Genomic DNA, 20,739 nt, shown 5'->3' with positions numbered 1-20,739 from the left:
GGAAGAACAACCGGACCGCCACCGTTGTCCCGTGTCATGGGTGCGCGGCGGCCACGACAAACCATGCGCGCCGGTGTGGGGTTCCCCTCTACGATGGGCCCTGATCGACCATGCGTGACCACGGTCCCACCCAGGGACAACTTCGCCGCGTCCGCAGCGGCGGAGCCGAACAGCAGGAGGGCATCAATGGAGACGGCAGAGATCGCGCGCCGCTTCCTCAGTTTCTTCGAGAAGAACGGACACACCGTGGTGCCCTCGGCAAGCCTGATCGCCGAGGACCCCACGCTGCTGCTGGTGCCCGCAGGCATGGTCCCCTTCAAGCCCTACTTCCTGGGTCAGCGCACCCCCCGGTGGGACACCGCGACCAGCGTCCAGAAGTGCATCCGCACCATCGACATCGAGGAGGTCGGCAAGACCTCCCGGCACGCCACCTTCTTCCAGATGCTGGGCAACTTCTCCTTCGGTGACTACTTCAAGGAGAAGGCGATCCCGCTGGCGTGGGAGCTCGTCACCACCCCCGTCGACCAGGGCGGTTTCGGGATCGACCCGGAGCGGCTCTGGGTCACCGTCTACCTCGACGACGACGAGGCCGCGGAGATCTGGCGCGACAAGGTCGGCGTGCGCCCCGAGCGCATCCAGCGCATGGGCATGGAGGAGAACTACTGGGACATGGGCGTGCCCGGTCCCTGCGGTCCCTGCTCGGAGATCTTCTACGACCGCGGCCCCGAGTACGGCGTCGAGGGCGGACCCGAGGCGGACGAGAACCGCTACATCGAGATCTGGAACCTCGTCTTCATGCAGTACGAGCGGGGTGAGGGCAGCGGCAAGGACTACCCGATCCTCGGCGAACTGCCCTCGAAGAACATCGACACCGGAATGGGCCTGGAGCGTCTGGCCGCGGTCCTGCAGGGCGTCGACAACATCTACGAGACCGACATCATGGGGCGGGTGCTCCACCGCGCCGCCGAGCTCACGGGTACCGCCTACGGCGTCGACCACGAGCACGACGTCATGCTGCGGGTGATCGCCGACCACGTGCGCAGTGCCGTCATGCTCGTCGGCGACGGGGTCAAGCCCGGCAACGAGAAGGCCGGCTACGTCCTGCGCCGCATCCTGCGCCGCTCCATCCGCAACCTGCGTCTGCTCTCGGGCACCGACACCTTCTTCCTGCACGAGCTGACCGCGGTCAGCATCGACGCGATGCAGGACATCTACCCCGAACTGCGGGACAAGGCCGAGGTCATCCACGGTGTGATCGACACCGAGGAGAAGAACTTCGCGGACACCCTGCGCGCGGGCACCGCGCTGTTCGGTCGTGCCGCCGAACGCACCCGCGCCGCGGGCGGCGACGTCTTCTCCGGTTCGGACGCCTTCCAGCTGCACGACACCTACGGCTTCCCCATCGACCTCACGTTGGAGATGGCCGCGGAGCAGGGTCTGTCCGTCGACGAGGGCGCCTTCCGCGAGCTCATGCAGCGCCAGAAGGACACGGCCAAGGCCGACGCCAAGGCCAAGAAGCTCGGCAACGCCGACATCTCCCTGTACGCGCAGCTGCACGAGACGGCGGGGGACACCGACTTCCTCGGCTACACCGACGCCGACAGCGAGTCGCACGTGCGCGGCATCGTCGTGGACGGGGCGGGCGTGCCCGCGGCCAAGGCCGGCGACAAGGTCGAGATCGTCCTGGACCGCACCCCGTTCTACGCCGAGAGCGGTGGTCAGCTCGCCGACAAGGGCACACTGAACGTGGACGGGCGCGGTGTGGTGGACGTCGAGGACGTCCAGAAGCCCCTGCCCGGCCTGTTCGTGCACCGAGGGACCGTGCGCTCGGGCGAGATCGTCCTGGACGACACCGTGCACGCGGCCATCGACACCGGCCGCCGGCACGCCATCGAGCGCTCGCACTCGGCCACCCACCTCATCCACTCGGCGCTGCGCAACGCGCTCGGCCCCACGGCGGGTCAGGCGGGTTCGGAGAACAGCCCGGGTCGTCTGCGGTTCGACTTCACCGCCGACAACGCGCTGGGCGGCGACCGCCTGGCCGAGGTCGAGGAGGAGGTCAACACCGTCCTGGCGGGCGACATCGCGGTGCGGACCGAGGAGAAGAGCCTGGACGAGGCGCTGAAGATGGGCGCCCTGGCCATGTTCGGCGAGAAGTACGGCGACCGCGTCCGCGTCGTGGAGATGAGCGACTACTCCGTCGAGCTGTGCGGTGGCACCCACGTGGGTTCCACCTCCCGACTGGGCATCGTCAAGCTGCTGGGGGAGTCCTCCATCGGTTCGGGCGTGCGCCGGGTCGAGGCGGCGGTGGGCGTGGACGCCTTCAAGCGCCTGTCCAAGGAGTCGGCGCTGGTCGGTCAACTCTCCGAGCAGCTCAAGACGCCGCGCGAGGAACTGCCCGAGCGCATCGACTCCATGGTCTCCCGGCTGCGCGCCGCGGAGAAGGAGATCGAGAAGCTGCGCGCCGCCCAGGTGCTGCAGGCGGCGGGCGAGATCGCCGGGCGTGCGCGTCGGCACGGCTCGACGCTGGTCGTGGCCACCGAGGCGCCCCTGGGGGCGAGCGGTGACGACCTGCGCAAGCTGGTCCTGGACGTGCGCGGTCGACTCGGTGAGGACGAGCCCGTGGTTGTCGCGATGACCGCGGTCCCCAAGGACCGCCCCGTCGTGGTGATCGCCGCGAACAAGGCGGCGCAGAAGGCCGGCGTCAAGGCCGGGGAACTGGTGGGCGTGGCCGCTCGCGCCCTCGGCGGCGGTGGCGGTGGCAAGCCCGACATCGCCCAGGGCGGCGGCAGCGACCCCGACAAGGTCGACGAGGCCCTCCGGGCCGTGGAGGCCCGCGTGGCCGGCGTCTGAGGCACGTGTGGACGCCCCGTGCGGCCCCGGAAGGGGACCCGTGCGGGGCGTTCGCCACTCCGAGCCCGCGCGGTCGACGACCCCCGCGCAGAACGGGCCGTAGAGTAACTCCGTGTGACCATACGGTTGTTCTCACGCCTCACACCCGTCGACCGTGCCGAACCCGACATCGCGCCCGTCCCCGACACGCGTCGGCGTCGGGGTGGCCTACACTCGGACGGTACGTGTTCGCCTCGAACGCCGCCGTGGCACGCAGCGTGGCCCCTCGCCCGCTCGGAGAGCCCTGAGCGCACGGTCTTCGAGGCCGAGGCTGCGCACCGTCATCGAATCGGGCATACTGTGGCCCGTCACAGCCGATTCCCCCGGCTGTCTGCGCGGCCTTCCCGCGATCCCGCTGATGAACAGGACCACCGTGTTGAGGATCTCCCAACAGCGGTGCTGTGCCGTCGACCGCACAGCCCCTCCCCGCAACGCCCCCACCCCGGGGGAGGCGTCCTCGTGAGGCATGGTGTGCGTCTGGCGGTCGACCCGGGCAACGCCCGCATCGGTGTCGCGGCGAGCGACCCGAGCGGCATGCTCGCGAGCCCGGTCGAAACGGTGCCGCGCGGTCGGGGCGACAGCCAACGCATCGCCCTTCTCGTGGTGGAGAAGGAGGCCCGCGAGGTCATCGTGGGCTACCCTGCATCACTGTCCGGCAAGGAGGGACCGGCCGCCCGGTCCGCACGCGAGTTCGCGCACTCCTTGGCCCGACTCCTCGACCCCGTCCCCGTCAGGCTCGTGGACGAACGACTCACCACGGTGACCGCCCAGGGTCAGCTGCTCGCCGGCGCCTCCTTCGGGAAGAAGGGCGCTCAGGGCGGGCGCGCCCGCCGCTCGGTCATCGACCAGGCGGCGGCCACCGTGCTCCTGCAGAGTGCCTTGGACCAGGAACGGTCGACAGGCCATCCCCCGGGCGAGATCGTCCGTGCCAGCCAGGGAGATTCATGACCGACAGGGATGACTACCCCGACAGTCCCTACCGTGGTCGTGCCGACCGTCAGAGCGGCTACGATTACGACCCGCTGAGCGATCCCCTGCCCGCGCAGCCCCCCTCGCGCGGTCGCCGGGCACGCCCCGAGCCCGGGCGCGACCCCCGCGGCGGCCCCACGGGCACCGGTGAGTTCGGCCACACCGTCCCGCCCACGGGCGAGTTCAACGCCTCCCGCCAGGCCCCTCCGGACGAGCGCGGCCGCACGGAGGGTCACGATCCGGCGGGCCCGCCGTCGGGCCGACGCCGCAGGGCCGCTCCGCCCGAGGACCGATCCGACGAGCGCTCCCCGCGCCGTTCCGGCGCGGCCGACGCTCTGCGCGGCGGTCGCGCGGCGCGTGGTGGGGGCAGGTCCGGACCCGAGGCCACGGACACGGGCGGCCACCAGCGGCCCGGTGCCGACTCCACACAAGAGGCCCTCGCCGCGCTGGCCGGTCTGGGCGGCACCCCCGCCGCCACCGGGCGCCCGCGGCCGGAGGAGGAGCCCGCGGAACGGCCCCGTGAGGCACGGCGCCCGCGCGCCGAGGAGACCCGAGAGGCCCGCTCCCCCTTCTGGGGCGACGAGGACGACGGCCCCACCCCGGCCTTCCTCGCCGACGAACCCGACGAGCAGCCCAAGGGACGTCGGGCCCGGCGTCGACGGGCCCAGGAAGAGGAGGGGCACGCCCGCGACACCGGCGCCTTCGAGGCCGTGCCCGAGGACGAGCCGCCCGGCCGCCGCGGTCGGCGCCGCGCCAGGCGTGGCGCCGAGGAGGAGACCTTCGACACCGGGTCCCTCGAAACCGGGTCGCTCCGGCCCGCGCAGGACAGTGGCGCGTTCGCCGCGTCCGAGAACCGGAGGGGCCGTCGTCGACGCGCCGCAGAGTCCGACGACGAGGGTTTTCTCGCCCCGGAGGGGACCGAGGCCGACCCCCGCGACGCTCGCCCGTTCCCGACCTCCGAGGACGGGTACGGCCAGGGGGGCATCGCGGCCACCGGCGCGCTCCCCATCGAGGCGGAGCCCGAGGACACGGACTCCTTTCTCGGGTCGGACGAGGACGAGGACGCACCGGCCGGCCGTCGTGGCCGCCGCCGTGCGCGCCGCTCCCGAAGGGCCGCGCCCGAACCCGAGCCCGTCGAGGACGAGGTCGACGAGGAGCCCGAGGAGGACGACGAATACCAGGAGGACAGCCTCGAGGACATCGCGGCCTCCTACGGCAACGGTCGCGCCACCCGCAAGCGGCTCAAGGCGGCCAAGAAGGCGCAGGCCAAGCGGAAGAACTCCCGCAAGGGCGGGGGCCGCTCGCGGCGTGATCGGGGCAAGGGACCGGTCATCCTGCTCGTGCTGCTGCTCATGTTGGTCATCGGGGGCGGTGGTTTCGCGGTCCTGCGGACCTACGTGTTCCCGGCCGACCACGAGGGCAGCGGCTCAGGCGAGGTCGTCGTCACCGTCGAGGAGGGCCAGAGCGGCACCGCCGTCGCCCAGGCCCTGGTCGACGAGGGCGTCGTCGCCAGTACGCGATCCTTCACCAACGCCCTCGCCGAGCACGGCGACGACATCACCCCCGGCACCTACTCCCTGGCCGAGGGCATGAGCGGTGAGGCCGCGGTGGCCGCCCTGTTCGACCCGGACAACCGCCTCGGCGGACGGGTCACCATCCGCGAGGGTCTGCGCGCGAGCGAGATCCTGCAGGCGTTGTCCGAGGAGACGGGTGTGCCCGTCGAGGACCTGCAGGAGGCGTACGCGCAGACCGACGAACTCGGTCTGCCCGACTACGCCACCGCGGGCCCCGAGGGCTACCTCTACCCGGCCACCTACCGGTTCGAGCCCGACACCGACGCTCTGGCCGTGCTCCGCACGATGGTCACCCAGTACCGGCAGGTCAGCGAGACGCTGGAACTGGAGGAGCGGTCCGAGGAACTGGGGTACGACGCCAACGAGATGATGGCGATCGCCTCCATCGTCCAGGCCGAGAGCGGCGGCGTGGACGACATGGCCAAGATCGCCCGGGTGGTGCACAACCGTCTGGACATCGACATGCCGCTGCAGATGGACAGCACCTGTTTCTACGCCATCGGTGAGTACGGCATCGCGCTGAACCAGGAGCAGTTGAACGCCTGTGAGGCGGACACCAGCGGCTTCGACACCTACTTCCGCACCGGCCTCATCCCCGGCCCGTTCGTGGCGCCCGGCGAGGACGCCATCGAGGCGGCCCTGGAACCGGAGGAGGGGGAGTGGCTGTACTTCGTGGCCACCGACCCCGAGGCGGGTGTCACCGAGTTCGCGGAGACCCACGAGGAGTTCCAGGTGCTCAAGGACCGTTTCGAGGAGACCTGGAACGGTGGCGAGAACTGATGCGCGCCGCGGTCCTGGGCTCCCCGGTGGCCCACTCCCTCTCGCCGGCCCTGCACACGGCCGCCTACGCCGGGATGGGGTTGGTCGACTGGTCCTACGGTCGGCAGGAGTGCGACGAGCAGGGGCTGGCGCCCTTCCTCGACGGGCTCGACACCGACTGGGCCGGGTTGTCCCTGACCATGCCGCTCAAGCGGCGCGCCATGGAGTTGGCCACCCGGGTCGGTGACCTCTCCCTCCAGGTGGGCGGCGCCAACACCCTGGTCCGGGAGGCCCGGGGGTGGGCGGCGCACAACACCGACGTCGAGGGCATCGCCGTCGCGCTGACCGAGGCCGGGATCACCGCGCCCCGCGGCGCGGTCGTCCTGGGGGCGGGGGCCACCGCGGCCTCCGCCCTGGCGGCCCTCCGGGAGTTGGGCGTCCCCGGGCCGGTGACGGTGCTGGCCCGCAGCACTACGCGCGCGGGCGAGGTGTCCGCCGCCGCCGAACGCCTGGGTGTGCGGATCTCCGTGGCCCCGCTCGCGGAGGTGGAGCGGCACCTGGACACCGACCTGGTGGTGTCCACCCTGCCCTCCGGCGCGGCGGACACCCACGCTGCGGCGATGGCCGTATCCCGTGCCGACCTGTTCGACGTCGTCTACGCGCCCTGGCCCACCAAGGCGGCCGAGGCCGTCGCCGATCGTGGCGGTCGCGTGGTCGGTGGCCTGCCCATGCTGTTGCACCAGGCGGTGGCCCAGGTCCGCCTGATGACGGGGGTCGACGAGGTCCCGGTGTCGGCCATGCGCGCCGCCGGCGAGGCCGAGCTGCGGCGCCGCTCGACCACCGGGGCCTGAGCCCCGCCCGTGCGCAGTCGGCTCCGCACGGCCCCCTCCGGATGGACACCGAGGAACCGTGGCGCGCACACGTCCCGTCGGCCTCGTACTACTGCTACACTCGGATTAAATCGACTTTGTTCCGCGACGCTCCGGCGTGGCGGAACCGCAAGCGGAGATGATCCTCCCACCCGCCGGGCGACGCTCGTGTGGGTCTTCGGTCGGATGGCGAGCACGGACTCGCACCCCAAGCTGTCTTCTCGGCCGGGGTGCGTCGCGTTCCCGTCGTCAACGTCCGGTCGGATCGCCCCGCTTGCACACGCTGGCGGGGTTTTTGCTTTGTGCGGACCCCGGAGCGGGCGGGTGGCCTGAAAGCGCGGGCGACCCGGTCGAACAGGTCGACCGCCCCCGGGTGGCCGACCGGTCCCAGGTAATCCGAGAAAGCTAGGGAGGGGTCTCATCAGCGCCGAGCCCCGCATCAATGACCGTATCCGGGTGCCCGAGGTCCGACTCGTCGGACCCAACGGTGAGCAGGTCGGAATCGTCTCCGTGCAGGACGCCCTGCGTCTGGCCCAGGAGTCCGACCTCGACCTGGTCGAGGTCGCACCGACCGCGCGCCCGCCGGTCGCCAAGCTGATGGACTACGGCAAGTTCAAGTACGAGTCCGCGGTCAAGGCCCGTGAGTCGCGCAAGAACCAGTCGAACACGATCATCAAGGAGATCAAGCTCCGCCCGAAGATCGACCCGCACGACTACGAGACCAAGAAGGGTCACGTCGTCCGGTTCCTCAAGGGTGGGGACAAGGTCAAGGTGACGATCATGTTCCGTGGTCGTGAGCAGTCCCGCCCCGAACTCGGGCGCAGGCTGCTGGCGCGTCTGGCCCAGGACGTCCAGGACCTGGGCATGGTCGAGTCCCAGCCCAAGCAGGACGGCCGCAACATGGTCATGGTCATCGGCCCGCACAAGCGGCGGTCCGAGCACAAGGCCGAGGCCCGTGCGGCGGCCGGGGACAAGGCCCGCCGCGAGCGTAGCGACCAGGCGTAGGGCACCAGGGGAAGTCCCCACCGCCCGGCCGTCTCCAGGACGACGGGTGGTGGGGTGGGCTGTGCGCGAACGGCCCGTGATGCACAGGCGTGCGACCCGAAACCCCGCCTAGCGCGGAACAACCGCGACACCCGCCCCCGGGCGGGTGCCGCGCCGACGGAGTTAGGAGACGACGGCGACATGCCGAAGAACAAGTCCCACAGTGGAGCCAAGGACCGCTTCAAGGTCACCGGTTCCGGCAAGATCATGCGCCGCCGTGCCAACAAGAACCACATCCTTGAGCACAAGACCTCCAAGCGCAAGCGCAAGCTGAGCAACGAGGCCGAGCTCTCCCCGGCCGACACCAAGAGCATCAAGAAGCTCCTGGGCCGCTAGGACCGGCAGTAACCTCCCGCCCTCCTCGACAGTGCCCCTGCGTCCGACCCGGTCGGTGCGCTCGGAGTGCTCGGGGGGCGACCACCTGAAGCGAACACGGCCGCCGGGCCCGTCCTGGCCGGACCGGTCGGCGCGCCGTGCGCGCCGGAAGAACCAATGAGGGAGTCACTGTGGCACGCGTGAAGCGGGCTCTCAACGCCAAGAAGAAGCGCAAGGTCGTTCTCGACCGGGCCAGTGGTTACCGCGGGCAGCGCTCGCGTCTGTACCGCAAGGCCAAGGAGCAGATGCTCCACTCGATGACCTACTCCTACCGGGACCGCAAGGACCGCAAGGGGCAGTTCCGTCGTCTGTGGATCCAGCGCATCAACGCCGCCTCCCGCGCTCACGGTCTGACCTACAACCGTCTCATCCAGGGTCTGAAGCTGGCCGAGATCGAGGTCGACCGTCGCATGCTGGCCGAGCTGGCCGTCAACGACGAGGCCGCCTTCGCCGCGCTGGTGGAGAGGGCCAAGCAGGCCCTGCCCACCTCCGCCGCGGCCTAGGCTCCGGCACGACGAGACGGGTAGCGATGGCGAGCCACGAGTTCACGAGTGTCCGGTCACCCAGGATCAAGGGGGTTCGGCGGCTCGCCAAGCGCACCTTCCGCCAGCGTGAGCGGCGCTTCCTCGCGGAGGGCCCTCAGGCTGTGCGGGAGGCTCTGGCCGCCGTGAACGGCGGCGGGCGGTCCCCCTACGACGGGGCCGCCCACGGTGTTGTCGAGGTCTACGCCACGGCGGAGGCCATGCAGCGCCACATCGACCTGTTGGACGCCGCCCACACCGCGGGCGTGCCCACCCACCGGGTCAGCCTGGACGTGATGTCCGAACTGGCGCAGACCATCACCCCCCAGGGGGTCATCGCGGTCTGTGAGTTCGTCGACGTCCCCTTGGAGAAGGTCACCGACGCGCGTCTGGCCGTCGTCCTCTCCCACGTCCGCGACCCCGGCAACGCCGGGACGGTCCTGCGCACCGCCGACGCGGCCGGCGCGGACGTCGTGGTCTTCACCGACGCCTCCGTGGACCCCTACAACGGCAAGTGCGTGCGCGCCTCCGCCGGAAGCCTGTTCCACCTGCCCGTCGTGGTGGGGGTCCCGGTCGCCCGGGCGATCGACTTCCTGCACGAGGCCGGCGCGAAGGTCTGGGCGGCCGACGGCGGGGGCGACAGGGACCTGCACCAGGTCGCCGACGACGGTGCCCTCGACGGCCCGGTCGGTTGGGTCTTCGGCAACGAGGCCTGGGGACTGCCGGAGGAGACCGTGCGGTTGACCGATGGCGCGGTCAGCGTCCCGATCTACGGCGGGGCCGAAAGCCTGAATCTGGCCACGGCCGCAGCGGTGTGCCTCTACACCACGGCGCGGCAACAACGACGCGCCTGAGCGGCCCCACGGCCCCCTCCTCGCCACCGCCCCCGATCACTCTCCGTGTGGAGAACGCCCGTGTGGTCGGATCTGCGGCGCTCTGGTGTACACGCTCGGTAACAGGTCGTACCAACCTTCCCGAATGCACGTGCACGGGGCCCGAGTGCCGATAGGGTCGGATCGGCACCACGGTGGTTCATGCGCATTGCGCGTGGCCACTCTCACGCGACCCGTGTCACGGGTAGAAGGGTGCGCCCGCCCCGCGCACACGGCAGGCTTGGCCACACGGTGTGAGCGGCCGGACCGTGATCGCGTCCGGTGGGGGCGCCCTTCCGGAGCGAGCGGACGGACCTCGGTGTCCGTACGCTCGGTTCCCCACCCGAGATCGCGTCGGGGTGCGCGAGGCGTACCAGGTGGGAGTGCAGGGTAGACCTGCGGTGGTGTCCGGGGAGAGTCGTGAACGACGGACACCAGCGATCAGTGATCCGCGGCCCAGAACCCTGTGCCACGGAGCGTCGGAGGGGAGCGGGGAGAGGCGTGGGCAGCGGCCGGCAGGTGGATCGACCGGCGGAGGACTCCGACGGTGCGGCGGCGCATTCGACGGACGCCACCGTCACCGCCGACCTCGACATCGCCGCGACCGGAGACATGCCACTGCACGTCGACGACCTGCCCGACGGTGTCGTCGTCGCCGACGCACGCGGTCGCGTGGTGTTGTTCAACACCCAGGCCGCGCAACTCGTCGGCGTTCCCGCCGCGACGGCGCTCGACAGCGACTACCGCACCGCACTTCCCCTGCGCGGCCTCGACGGCCACGACTGGTGGGAGGCCAGCGACCCCTACGGCGGCGATCGCGACCGCACCCGCCAGGTCGAACGCGTCCTGTGTCTGCCCGACGAACGCGAGATCCTCGTCGCCGCCCGCTACGTGCGCGCCCGTCCGGGGGGAGACGTCGTCCGTCTCGTCGTCACCCTGCGGGACGCCTCCGCCCGCGCCGAGCGCTCCCGCGCCGACCTGGTCTCCGAGGTCGCCCACGAACTCCGATCGCCGCTCACCAGCGTCAAGGGCTTCACCTCCACCCTGCTCACCAAGTGGGAACGGCTCACCGACAAGCAGAAGCTGTTCATGTTGGAGACGGTCAACGCCGACGCGGACCGGGTCACCCGTCTGATCCACGACCTTCTGGACGTCTCCCGGATCGAGTCCGGTCGGCTGGAGGTGCGCCGCCAGGTCGTCGACCTGACCGAGGCCGTCCGTCGGGTGGTCGCCGGCCGCGTCGCCGCGGGGGAGGCCGAGGAGCGCTTCCGGGTGGAGACCCACGGGGAACTGCCCCAGATGTGGCTCGACCCCGACAAACTCGAACAGATCCTCTCCAACCTCGTGGAAAACGGGGTGCGGCACGGCGCTGGTACTGTCAGTGTCGTGATCGAGCCGTGTGAGGGAGGAACATCGGTGTCGGTGCGCGACGAAGGCCAGGGCATAGCGCCCGAGACCATTCCGCGCGTCTTCCGCCAGTTCTGGCGTAGCAAGCGCCGTGGCGGAACGGGACTCGGACTGTTCATCGTCAAGGGTCTCGTCGAGGCCCACGGCGGCACGATCACCGTCGGCCGCGCCCCCAACGGCGGCGCAGAGTTCCGATTTACCATGCCCGCCGGGACACCCGAGTTCGTCTGAGTACTCAGACCCTCCGGCCCCGGTGGGCGCACACGGCCACGCCCCGGTTCCCGGCGACGGATCCTCGGCGGCGCGGCCCGTCAATCCCGGGCTTGCCGTGACACCCGGGCCGGCTTCGCGCCCGGCTCGCGGTAACCCCGTGCTTCTTCCTGTCGGCTTCGTCCGCCCCGCGCGGACCGTGACCACCGCCCGCACCCGCGTCCGCCGGTGCGGTGACGGCGAGGCAACCACATGTCTGCACCGAACAATTCCTTCGACCCGGTCGAGGTGACCTCCCTGCACCCCGACGAGGTCGCCCGCATGCGCGAGGAGGCGTTGGCCGCCATTGAGGCCGCCGCCGACCTCGCCGAACTCAAGGAGGTCCGGCTCGCCCACGCCGGCGACCGTTCCCCGCTGGCCCTGGCCAACCGTGAGATCGGCGCTCTGCCGCCGGCCGCCAAGGCCGACGCCGGCAAGCGTGTGGGCGGCGCCCGCCGCGACGTCGGCCAGGCCCTCAAGGCCCGGCAGGGCGTCCTGGAGGTCGAGCGCGACGAACGCGTCCTCGTCGAGGAGCGCGTCGACGTCACCCTGCCCTGGGACCGTACGCCCACCGGTGCCCGGCACCCGCTGATCACCATCGCCGAACGCATGGCCGACGTGTTCGTCGGCATGGGGTTCGAGATCGCGGAGGGGCCCGAGGTCGAAGCGGAGTGGTTCAACTTCGACGCGCTCAACTTCCTGCCCGACCACCCCGCCCGCACCATGCAGGACACCTTCTTCGTGGAGGGGCCCGAGGGCGGCGAGTCCGGTCTGGTCATGCGCACCCACACCTCACCGGTCCAGGTGCGGTCCCTGCTCACCCGTGAGCTGCCGGTGTACGTCGTCGTTCCCGGAAAGACCTTCCGCACCGACGAGCTCGACGCCACCCACAGCCCGGTCTTCCACCAGCTTGAAGGCCTGGTCGTGGACAAGGGCATCACGATGGCGCACCTGCGCGGCGCCATCGACACCTTCGTCGAGTCCTTCTTCGGCGAGGCCCTGCGGACCCGGTTCCGCGCCTCCTACTTCCCCTTCACCGAGCCCTCCGCCGAGGTCGACATGGAGTGCTTCGTGTGCCGCGGCGCGTCCGTGGGCGACCCGGAGGCACCCTGCCGCACCTGCTCCAGCGAAGGCTGGATCGAGATCGGCGGCTGCGGTGTGGTCAACCCGCGTGTGCTGACCGCCGCCGGGGTCGACCCCGAGGTCTACAGCGGATGGGCCTTCGGCCTGGGAGTGGAACGAACACTGATGTTCGCGCACGGTGTGCGCGACATGCGCGACATGGTCGAGGGTGACGTGCGCTTCACCTCGGCCTTCGGGAGTGAGATCTGATGCGTGTCCCCATGACCTGGCTGCGCGAGTACGTCGAGCTGCCCGCCGACGTCACCGCCCGTGACCTGGCCTCCCGTCTGACCCTGGCGGGGCTGGAGGTCGAGACCGTCGACGAGCTCGGCACCGACCTGACCGGCCCCATCGTCTTCGGGCGCGTCCAGGAGATCGAGGAGCTCACCGGCTTCAAGAAGCCCATCCGCTACTGCCGGGTGGACGTCGGATCGGCCAACGGCTCCGGTGAGCCGCAGGAGATCGTCTGCGGTGCCCGCAACTTCTCCGAGGGCGACCTGGTCGTCGTCTCCCTGCCCGGGGCCGAGCTGCCCGGTGGGTTCAAGATCGGTGCCCGCAAGACCTACGGCCGGATGTCCGCGGGCATGATCTGCTCCGCCACCGAGCTCGGCCTGTGGGAGGACCACACCGGCATCGTCGTCCTGCCCGAGGGGTTCGGCGCGGTGGGCGACGACGCCATCGGGGCGCTGGGCCTGCGCGAGGACGTCCTCGACATCGCCGTCACCCCCGACCGCGGCTACGCGCTGTCCATGCGCGGCGTGGCCCGCGACGTCGCCGCTCTGTACGGCGTGGCCCTCCACGACCCCGCCGAGGTGCGCGTGGCCGAGGCCACCGGTGAGGGCCACCCCGGGGCCATCGCCGACCCGGCCCTGGCCGACCGCCTCGTCCTGCGCGGTGCCACCGGGTTCGACCCCGAGGCGCCCACCCCCCTGTGGATGAAGCGCCGTCTGCACCAGGGCGGGGTGCGGCCCGTGTCCCTGGCCGTGGACGTCACCAACTACGTGATGCTCGAACTCGGCCAGCCGTTGCACGCCTGGGACCGTGATCGGATCACCGGGACCGTCACCGTGCGCGCCGCCGAGGCGGGCGAGAAGCTGGAGACCCTGGACCACGTCCAGCGCTCCCTGGACACCGACGACATCGTCATCGCCGACGAGGCCGGTGCGCAGGCGGTCGCCGGTGTGATGGGCGGTCTGGAGACGGAGATCGGAGCGTCCTCCGGCACGGTCCTGGTCGAGGCCGCGCACTTCGACCCACGGCACATCGCCCGCGCCTCGCGCCGTCACCAGCTGTCCTCGGAGGCCTCCCGTCGCTTCGAGCGCGGGATCGACTCCCGGGTGCAGCTCGTCGCCGCCACCCGTGCCGTGGAACTGCTCGCCGAACTCGGCGGGGCCACGGTGGAGACCGCCTACACCCACGTCCACCACCCGTCCGAGCCCACCACCATCACGGTGCGCGCCGGGCACGCGGGGGCCGTCGCCGGGGTCGACTACCCGGAGGGCACCACGCAGACGTGGCTGCGCGCCATCGGCTGCGCCGTCGAGGCCGACGGTGACGTGCTCACGGTCACCCCGCCGTCCTGGCGCCCGGACCTGACCGACCCCAACGACCTCGCCGAGGAGGTCATCCGTTTCGAGGGCTACGAGAACATCCCCTCGATCGTGTTCAAGGGGTTCGGCCGCGGCCTCACGTCGAGCCAGCGTCTGCGTCGAGCCGTGGGCCGCACCCTGGCCGCCACCGGTCACCACGAGGTGCTCTCGTACCCGTTCGTGGGCGAGCGCGACCTCGACGGACTCCAGCTGGCGGCCGACGACCCGCGTCGCGCGAGCGTGCGTCTGGCCAACCCGCTCAACGACGAGGAGCCGCTGCTGCGCACCACGCTGCTGCCCGGTCTGCTGAGGACCCTGGCGCGGAACGTGGGCCGCGGATTCCCCGACGTCGCCCTGTTCGAGATGGGTCTGGTGTACCTGCCCGGGACCGGGACGGAGCGCGCTCCGCTGCCGCCGGTGGACCGTGCCCCGACCACCGAGGAACTCGCCCGGATCGAGGCCGCCCTGCCCGACCAGCCGCGCCGCGTCGGCGTGGTGCTCTCCGGCGCGATCGAACGCGCCGGCTGGTGGGGACCCGAGCGTCGGGCCACCTGGGCCGACGCCGTCCAGGCCGCCCGGGACATCGCGCGTGTGGCCGGCGTGGAGCTGGAGATCGAGGCTGCCGTGCACGCCCCCTGGCACCCGGGCCGCTGCGCCGCGCTGTACGTGCGGGCCCAGGGCGAGCGTGTGCTCGTCGGACACGCCGGCGAACTGCACCCGCGCACCCTCAAGGCGTTCTCGCTGCCCGAGCGTGCGGCCGCCATGGAGGTCGACCTCGACCTGATGGAGGGCGCCCGCAGCAAGGTCGTCGCGCCCGAGGTGTCCACCTACCCGGTGGCGACCCAGGACGTGGCCCTGGTCGTGGACGCCTCCGTCCCGGTCGGCGACATCAGCGCCGCCCTGGCCGAGGGCGCGGGCGAGCTCCTGGAGAGCGTGCGTCTGTTCGACGTCTACACCGGTGAGCAGGTGGGGGAGGGGCGCAAGTCCGTCGCCTTCGCCCTGCGGTTCCGGGCGGACGATCGCACCCTGACCGCCGAGGAGGCCGGCGCGGCGCGCGACGCCGCCGTCGCCCTGGCCGGTGAGCGCACCGGCGCGGCCCTGCGCGGCTGAACCGTGTAACACGCCGTTCACACACGGGCGGGACGGGTTCCTCTGGAGGGGGAGACCCGTCCCGCCCTCGTGTGTTAGGACTGTGCCGTGGTCTCCTCGTCGGAGATCCCCGAGCGGCTCTCCGCCCCTGCCCGCCAACGAAACGCTCGGCGCGCAACCCCGGATTCCAAGATTTTTTAGGGGCTGTTTTTCCAGCGTAGTAAGGGTTTTGGGGTGCAGGGCCGAGGGTAGCCGGAATGAAGTTTGGGTTTCGGGGCATGAAGCTCCGTTTTGGCTCTTGCTGTGGGGCGGGTCGAGAACTTAGCCTGCAAGCACCTGACACAACCTGGGTGCCCGGGTATGGGGTCGGATCCGTCTTCCGCTGCGCGGTCTCGCGCATGTACACGGCTCGGAGGTCGCCATATGACCGAAACGGTTGTCTCGTCCGCGCTCGCTCCCAAGCAACACCGGGAGTCCAGCCGTCTCTGGCACACCTTCTGCGATATGAACACCGTGGCCAAGGGCCCGGAGTTCGTGGTGGCCCGCGCCGAGGGCGTGTGGCTGTGGGACCGGTCCGGTGACCGTTACCTCGACGGCACCGCCAGCCTCTGGTACTGCAACGTCGGACACGGTCGTAACGAGATCGCGGACGCGGTCCACCGGCAGATGAACACCCTGGACGCCTACACCGTCTACGGCGACTTCGCCAACGAACCGGCCCTGGAGCTGAGCGAGCGCCTCGCGGCGCACGCCCCGATCGAGGACCCGCGCACCATCCTCACCAGTGGTGGTGGGGAGTCCATCGACACCGCCGCCAAGCTGGCCCGCAGTTACTGGGCGGCCCTGGGTCAGCCCGAGCGCCAGCACCTGATCAGCCGCACCGGCGGTTACCACGGTCTCAACGGTTTCGGGACCAGCATCATCGGGATGGACCGGTTCCGCAGCGGGTACGGCCGGCTGATCGAGGACACCTCCGTGGTCCCGCACGACTCCGCGGCGGCCCTGGAGGCGGAGATCCTCCGTGTGGGCCCGCACCGTGTCGCCGCCTACTTCGCCGAGCCGGTCATCGGCGCGGGCGGCGTCTTCCTTCCGCCCGAGGGCTACTTCACCGAGGTCGCCCGGATCTGTCAGAAGTACGGTGTCCTGTTCGTCGTGGACAGCGTCATCTGTGGCTTCGCCCGTCTGGGCAACTGGTTCGGGATCGAGCGCTTCGGCGTGAGCCCGGACATGATCGTCTTCGCCAAGGGCGTCTCCAGCGGGTACCTGCCGCTGGGCGGGGTCATGGTCAACGGCAGGGTGGCCGACCCCTTCTGGAACCAGGAGGGGCACCCCTTCCTGCACGGCACCACCTACGCGGGGCACCCGACGGCCTGCGCCGCCGCCCTGGCCAACCTGGACATCCTGGAGCGGGAGGACCTGTTCACGGTCTCCCGTGAGGTGGAACGGCACCTGGACTCGGCCCTGCAGGGACTGGCCGGCCACCCGCTGGTGGCGGAGGTACGGTCCGGGGTCGGTGTCATGGGCGCCGTGGAGCTCACCGAGGAGGCGCTCACCGAGCGGGGGATCACCACGGCGGAGGTCTTCCAGGAAGCCCGCACCCGCGGTGTGGTCGTGCGCCCGGTGCCCAAGGCCCTGCTGGTCTCGCCGCCCCTGACCATCACCTGGGAGCAGATCGACCACCTGGTCTCCACGCTCGCGGGGGCGCTCGACGCCGTGATGGCCCGACACTGACCCCGGGCCCCCGGGCCCCGCACACGGATCCGACCCACACCCGTCGGCGCGAGCAGCGCGCCGGCGGGTGGTTTATTTTTCTAGGAAACTACTGTCGTCAATTGCTATCGTAGAGTAATATTTTCTCGGAAGATATTTCTTCAGGGTGCGATATCGCCACGGGCGCCCTGTGACACGACGGGGGGCAGTGGATGACCACGCAGCGGACCGACGACGCCGAAAGGGTCCGAGGTGAGGGCGGGGCCGATGACGACGACCTCATCACGGCCTGGGGGCTGGTGTCGGAGGCGATGAACTCCATCGGCCCCAAGCTCCTGTGCGGTATCACCCCGGACGGCAAGGACATGGCCGGACCCTGGTTCGAGGTCCTCATCCGTCTCCAGCGCACCCCCGGCCATCGGCTGCCGATGAGTCGCCTTGCACGTGAGGTCAGTCTCAGTACCGGTGGCTTCACCAAGCTCGCCGACCGCCTGGAGAAGGAGGGCTACCTGGAGCGGCACAACTGCGCCGAGGACCGCCGGGTCGTCTACGCCACCCTCACCGAGAGCGGGCTCGCCTTCATCAACGCGGCACGGGTCAGGCACGTCGAACGCCTGCGCGAGCACGTGCTCACCCCGTTGGGCGGTGACGGCGTTCGACAACTCGCCTCCATCGCGCGTACCCTCCGTGACAGTTCCAGCTGAGGGTTCTCGGAACTCTGTGTAGTCGAATCGGCATTCCATGGGCCGCGAATCCTCGCGAATGTGTAGAAAACATCCCACTCACCATCGTTCCCATGTAGGTTGGCCAAAGTTCGGGGACCCAACGCGAGGTGGGTCGGGAGCACCGAGTTTCCGGGGGGAATGATGAGGCTGTTCACCACTGCTGCCCAGTTGAGGCCGATTCCCCGGTCCGCGCGCTTCGCCAACGGTGGGGTCTCCCACTGGTTCCGCGACACCGGGGTGCCCGAGCGTCGGGCGGCACTCGCCGGGGACGCCGACTACGACGTCTGCGTGGTCGGAGCCGGGTACACGGGTCTGTGGACCGCCTACTACCTGAAGAAGGACCGCCCCGACCTGCGCGTCTGCGTGATCGAACGTGAGTTCGCCGGTTTCGGCGCCTCGGGTCGTAACGGAGGGTGGTTGTCGGCCGAGTTCGCCGGCTCCCGGGAAGGTTACGCACAGTCACACGGCAAGGCCGCCATGGTCGCGCTGCAGCGCAGCCTGATGTCCACCGTCGACGAGGTGCTCACCGTCGCCGAGTCCGAGGGGATCGACGCCGACCTCGTCAAGGGCGGCATGTACCTGGTCGCCGACAACGAGGCCCAGCGTGAACGGCTCCGGGACTACATCGAGTACCTCCAGGACTGGGGCTACTGGCCCGACGACCTCCACATGGTCGACTCCCTGGAGGACCCCCGCATCGCCGTGCACGGCGCCGTCGCCGCCGGCTACTCGCCGCACGCCGCCCGCGTGCACCCGGCCAAGCTGGTCACCGGTCTGGCCCGGGTCGTCGAGGGACTGGGCGTCGACCTGTTCGAGGGCACCACGGTGGAGGAGATCCGGCCGCGTCAGGGCGCCGAGCGCCCCGCGGTGGTCACCGACCACGGCACCGTGCGCGCCGATCACGTCGTCCGGGCCACGGAGGGGTTCACCTCCACCCTGCGTGGTCAGGGCCGTCGCTGGCGCCCCATGCGCTCCGCGATGATCGTCACCGAGCCGATCCCGGACGACCTCTGGGAGAAGATCGGGTGGGACGGCGGCGAGCTCCTGGGCGACACCGCCCACTCCTCCGTCTACTCCCAGCGCACCGCGGACGGACGTATCGCGGTGGGCGGTCGCGGGGCGCCCCGACGTCCGGGTTCCTCGCCCTCCGACGAGGGCGCCACCGAGCCCCAGGCGATCGTCGAGCTGTGGCGCGCCCTGACCCGGATGTTCCCCGACGTCGTCGACGTGCCGGTCGAACACGCGTGGTCGGGCGTCCTCGGCGTGCCGCGGGACTGGTCCCCGACCGTGCACCTGGACACCGAGTCCGGCCTGGCCTGGGCGGGGGGCTACGCGCACAGCGGGGTCTCCACCAGCAATCTGGCCGGGCGCACACTGCGCGACCTGATCCTCGGTCGCAGCACCGACCTGACCCGCCTGCCCTGGGTCGGCCACGAGGTCAGCGACTGGGAGCCCGAGCCGCTGCGCTGGGTCGGAACCCGGCTCGTCCGCGGTCTCTACCGCACGGCCGACCGCCGTGAGTCCCGCCCCCGGGGCAAGGGTCACACCTCCCGTCTGGCCGGTCTGGCCACCCGCATGCCCGGTCGCTGATCGGGTCACCCCTTCCCTGGCCCCGTCGGGACGACCGTGCCCCGTCGCTCTCGTCGCGGGGCCGTCCCGGCGCTCCCTGCGGGCTTCACCGGCGTTGTCACGCATGTCACGTGGGTCACGGTGGCCGCCCTCTCGCCTGGTTGCATAAACTTGCAAGGGCATGCATGATGGTTCAGTTCAATCGCGAGGAGGGGGTCTCACCATGGGATACACAGCGGCGATCGCCGGGGCCAGTGGCTACGCCGGAGGTGAGCTGCTGCGTCTGCTCCTGGGACACCCCGAGATCGAGATCGGTGCTCTCACCGCCGGAAGCAACGCCGGAACCCCCCTCATCCGACACCAACCGCACCTGCTCCCGTTGGCCGACCGGGTCCTGGCCCCCACCACCGTCGAGGAGCTGCGCGGTCACGACGTCGTCTACCTCGCCCTGCCGCACGGACAGTCCGCCGACATCGCCCGACAACTCGGCGACGACGTCCTCGTGGTCGACTGCGGCGCCGACTTCCGGCTCGACGACGCCACCGCCTGGGAACGCTTCTACGGCACCCCGCACGCCGGCACCTGGCCCTACGGTCTGCCCGAACTCCCCGGTCGGCGCGAACAGCTCAAGGACGCACGCCGCGTCGCCGTCCCCGGCTGCCACGTCACCGTCGCCACCCTCGGCCTCTTTCCCGGTCTGGAGCGGGGACTCGTCGAACCCGACCTGACCGTGGTCGCGGTCACCGGTACCTCCGGCGCGGGCAAGGCCCCCAAGCCCAACCTGGTCGGCAGCGAGGTCATGGGCGCCCTCAGCCCCTACGGCGTCGGCGGCGCCCACCGGCACAACCCCGAGATCATCCAGAACCTCACCGCCGTCACCGGCGGACCGGTCCGTCTGTCCTTCACCCCCGTCCTGGCACCCCTGCCCCGCGGCATCCTCGCCACCTGCACCGCCCCCCTCAAGCCCGGTGTCACCGCCGAACAGGTCCGCGCGGCCTACGAGACCACCTACGCCGACGAGCCCTTCGTGCACCTGCTCCCCGAGGGCACCTGGCCCAACACGGCCATGACCCTGGCGGCCAACACCACCCTCGTCCAGGTCACCGTGGACGCCGACGCCGGTCGCATGGTCGCCGTCGCAGCCCTGGACAACCTCACCAAGGGCACCGCGGGCGGCGCGGTCCAGAGCACCAACCTCGCTCTCGGCCTTCCCGAGGACACCGGCCTGCCGCTCGCCGCGGTCGCCCCCTGAGGAAGGACCCGTCATGAGTGTCACCGCACCCCAGGGCTTCCGCGCCGCGGGCGTCCACGCGGGCATCGGCCCCGACGGCCGCCGTGACGTCGCCGTCGTCGTCAACGACGGACCCTCCCGCGCCGCCGCGGCGCGGAAGCCCTGGGGTGCGG

15 protein-coding genes and 1 pseudogene are annotated in these 20,739 nt (G+C 71.0%); all 16 read left to right on the top strand.

Features of this window, described 5'->3' with window-relative positions; translation table 11 throughout:
- The first annotated feature begins 186 nt into the window (after positions 1-186).
- The gene (gene alaS, locus DSY14_RS09300; RefSeq protein WP_211716089.1) at positions 187-2,853 is read left to right on the top strand and encodes an alanine--tRNA ligase; all 2,667 of its coding nucleotides are present in this window, start codon (positions 187-189) and stop codon (positions 2,851-2,853) included.
- A 498-nt stretch (positions 2,854-3,351) separates the two neighbouring features.
- The gene (gene ruvX, locus DSY14_RS09295; RefSeq protein ID WP_211716088.1) at positions 3,352-3,840 is read left to right on the top strand and encodes a Holliday junction resolvase RuvX; all 489 of its coding nucleotides are present in this window, start codon (positions 3,352-3,354) and stop codon (positions 3,838-3,840) included.
- A complete protein-coding gene (mltG, locus tag DSY14_RS09290; protein WP_211716087.1) occupies positions 3,837-6,215 on the top strand; it encodes an endolytic transglycosylase MltG in 2,379 nt (792 codons plus the stop codon). The genes ruvX and mltG overlap by 4 nt, the downstream gene beginning before the upstream one ends.
- On the top strand, positions 6,215-7,045 hold the full coding sequence (locus DSY14_RS09285) for a shikimate dehydrogenase (RefSeq protein WP_211716086.1): 831 nt from the start codon (positions 6,215-6,217) through the stop codon (positions 7,043-7,045). Before mltG ends, DSY14_RS09285 begins: the two co-directional genes overlap by 1 nt.
- A gap of 438 nt (positions 7,046-7,483) precedes the next feature.
- Positions 7,484-8,068 carry a translation initiation factor IF-3 gene (gene infC / locus DSY14_RS09280; protein WP_211716107.1) on the top strand — a complete coding sequence of 195 codons (585 nt, stop codon included), beginning with the start codon at positions 7,484-7,486 and terminating at the stop codon, positions 8,066-8,068.
- A gap of 180 nt (positions 8,069-8,248) precedes the next feature.
- A complete protein-coding gene (gene rpmI, locus DSY14_RS09275) occupies positions 8,249-8,443 on the top strand; it encodes a 50S ribosomal protein L35 (protein WP_067607638.1) in 195 nt (64 codons plus the stop codon).
- A 170-nt stretch (positions 8,444-8,613) separates the two neighbouring features.
- The gene (gene rplT, locus DSY14_RS09270; protein ID WP_211716085.1) at positions 8,614-8,985 is read left to right on the top strand and encodes a 50S ribosomal protein L20; all 372 of its coding nucleotides are present in this window, start codon (positions 8,614-8,616) and stop codon (positions 8,983-8,985) included.
- Between the two features lie 26 nt (positions 8,986-9,011).
- Positions 9,012-9,857 (top strand): RNA methyltransferase, encoded by an 846-nt coding sequence (locus DSY14_RS09265; protein ID WP_211716084.1) that lies wholly within the window; start codon positions 9,012-9,014, stop codon positions 9,855-9,857.
- 519 nt (positions 9,858-10,376) lie between these two features.
- The gene (locus DSY14_RS09260; RefSeq protein ID WP_211716083.1) at positions 10,377-11,513 is read left to right on the top strand and encodes a HAMP domain-containing sensor histidine kinase; all 1,137 of its coding nucleotides are present in this window, start codon (positions 10,377-10,379) and stop codon (positions 11,511-11,513) included.
- A gap of 231 nt (positions 11,514-11,744) precedes the next feature.
- Positions 11,745-12,863, top strand: coding sequence for a phenylalanine--tRNA ligase subunit alpha (pheS, locus tag DSY14_RS09255; protein WP_211716082.1), 1,119 nt, complete (start codon positions 11,745-11,747; stop codon positions 12,861-12,863).
- Positions 12,863-15,352: a phenylalanine--tRNA ligase subunit beta gene (pheT, locus tag DSY14_RS09250; RefSeq protein WP_211716081.1), complete on the top strand. Its 2,490-nt coding sequence runs from the start codon at positions 12,863-12,865 to the stop codon at positions 15,350-15,352. The genes pheS and pheT overlap by 1 nt, the downstream gene beginning before the upstream one ends.
- A 483-nt stretch (positions 15,353-15,835) precedes the next feature.
- Complete coding sequence (locus DSY14_RS09245; protein WP_211716106.1) at positions 15,836-17,062, top strand: aspartate aminotransferase family protein; 1,227 nt, start codon at positions 15,836-15,838, stop codon at positions 17,060-17,062.
- A 191-nt stretch (positions 17,063-17,253) separates the two neighbouring features.
- Positions 17,254-17,745: a MarR family winged helix-turn-helix transcriptional regulator gene (locus DSY14_RS09240; protein WP_211716080.1), complete on the top strand. Its 492-nt coding sequence runs from the start codon at positions 17,254-17,256 to the stop codon at positions 17,743-17,745.
- 159 nt (positions 17,746-17,904) lie between these two features.
- Positions 17,905-19,356 carry an FAD-binding oxidoreductase gene (locus tag DSY14_RS09235; RefSeq protein WP_211716079.1) on the top strand — a complete coding sequence of 484 codons (1,452 nt, stop codon included), beginning with the start codon at positions 17,905-17,907 and terminating at the stop codon, positions 19,354-19,356.
- A 202-nt stretch (positions 19,357-19,558) separates the two neighbouring features.
- A complete protein-coding gene (gene argC / locus DSY14_RS09230) occupies positions 19,559-20,587 on the top strand; it encodes an N-acetyl-gamma-glutamyl-phosphate reductase (RefSeq protein WP_211716078.1) in 1,029 nt (342 codons plus the stop codon).
- Positions 20,588-20,600: 13 nt separating this feature from the next.
- Positions 20,601-20,739 (top strand): annotated as a pseudogene (locus DSY14_RS29590) (amino acid acetyltransferase); the annotation flags it as partial.

Origin of the sequence: Nocardiopsis sp. MG754419, assembly GCF_018207095.1 — a bacterium.
In the GTDB taxonomy this organism is placed as follows: Bacteria; Actinomycetota; Actinomycetes; order Streptosporangiales; family Streptosporangiaceae; genus Nocardiopsis.
The sequence above is the reverse complement of the archived record's forward strand: the minus strand, read 5'-3'. Positions and strand labels throughout refer to the sequence as shown.